Here is a 1,613-nt window from a genome sequence, read left to right on the forward strand (position 1 = left end):
ATAGTCCACGATCTCCTTCTCGGTCATGGTTTTACCGTGTTCCAGCACGACGACTGCGGCGGGCAGCTCGCCGGCATCGTCGTCGGGCAGGCCGGCGACCCCGGCGTCGAAGATGTTGGGGTGTTGCAGCAGGATGCTCTCCAGTTCGGCTGGGGCTACCTGGTAGCCCTTGTATTTGATCAGGCTCTTCAGCCGGTCCACGATGAAGAAGTGCTCGTCCTCGTCCCAGTAGGCGATGTCGCCGCTGTGCAGCCAGCCGTCCTTGTCGATGAGAGCGTTTGTAGCCTCGGGGTTGTTAACGTAGCCGCTCATGATCATGGGGCCACGGACGCACAGCTCGCCGCGCTGGTTCACACCCAGTGTCTTACCGGTGTCCAAGTCCACCACCTTAGCCTCGAAGAAGGGCACCACCTTGCCTACTGCGCCAGGCTTGTCGTCCCCTTCGGGGGTGATCAGAATGGCGCTGGTTGTTTCTGTCAGGCCGTAGCCCTGGCGGATGCCTGGTAGGTGGAAGCGTTTGGCCACGGCCTCACCTACCTCCTTGCTGAGCGGCGCCCCGCCGCTGGCGATCTCGTGCAAGTTGCTTAGGTCGTACTTGTCGATGAGAGTGCTCTTAGCGAAGAAGCTAAATAGTGTGGGCACCAGCAGGGCAGATTGAATCTTATAGTCTTGCAAGCTGCGCAAGAATAGCTCCTCCTCGAAGCGGTACATGAGCACGACCCGAAAGCCGCAGATCAAGTAGCCCAGCGTGGTGAACATGCCGAAGCCGTGGTGAAATGGCACCACGCTGAGGATAGCGGTGTCGGGGATGATCTGGTTGCCGAAGATGGGGTCGCGGGCATGACTGAATCGGACACAAGCGGTGCGGTGCGGTAGGGCTACGCCCTTGGGCAATCCGGTACTGCCACTACTGTTCATGATCAGGGCGATGGTTTTGTCCCGGTCGAAGCTCTCGGGCACGAAGTCGTACTCGTTGAAGCCGGGTGGCAAATGGGAAGTCACGAAGGTGTACATGCTTTGGAAGCCCTGGTAGTCGGTCTTGCTATCCATGATGATGATCTTTTGTATGATCGGTAGCTTCTTTTGCACGTTGAGGATCTTTTGCAGCCCTTTCTTGCTCACGAATACGACGGTGGGCTGGCTGATGCCCATGCTGTTCAGCAGCTCGCGCTCGTTGTAGATGTCGTTAGCTGGGGCCACAGCCACACCGATGAACAGGGCACCCAACACGGGCATGAAGAACTGCAAGCTATTCTCGCTGCACACCACGATCCGATGGTTTGTATTCAGCCCATAGCGCTTCATAGCTTCTGCCAGCCGAACGCTCATCTCGAAGTACTCGGCGTAGGTAATGTCCACCTCGATATGTGCGTCGGTAAAGGCGATGGTGCCGGGCACCAGGGCGTAGCGCTTCATGGCTTTGTGCAGCTGCTCGCCGGCGGTCCCGTCTTCGAGTGGGTAGAATGGCGCTGGGCCCTTCTTAATGTTTTTGGCATCTTCCATGGTGGCTTTACCAACAGTACCGGATTGCCAAGCTTGGGCTGCAGGTCGAAAGGCCCGGAGATGAGGAAGAGGAGAACAGCGCGGCAGACGTGCGCTTTTGAAGCGTGCAG

Annotated in this window: 1 protein-coding gene; it reads right to left on the minus strand. The window is 58.1% G+C overall.

The window, feature by feature from the left end; translation table 11 throughout:
* On the minus strand, window positions 1–1,503 hold a 1,503-nt coding region (locus KQ486_RS13930), incomplete at its 3' end, for an AMP-binding protein (RefSeq protein WP_216687988.1).
* Window positions 1,504–1,613: the final 110 nt, after the last annotated feature.

The organism is Allobacillus halotolerans, assembly GCF_018967645.1.
In the GTDB taxonomy this organism is placed as follows: Bacteria; Bacillota; Bacilli; order Bacillales; family Alkalibacillaceae; genus Allobacillus; species Allobacillus halotolerans.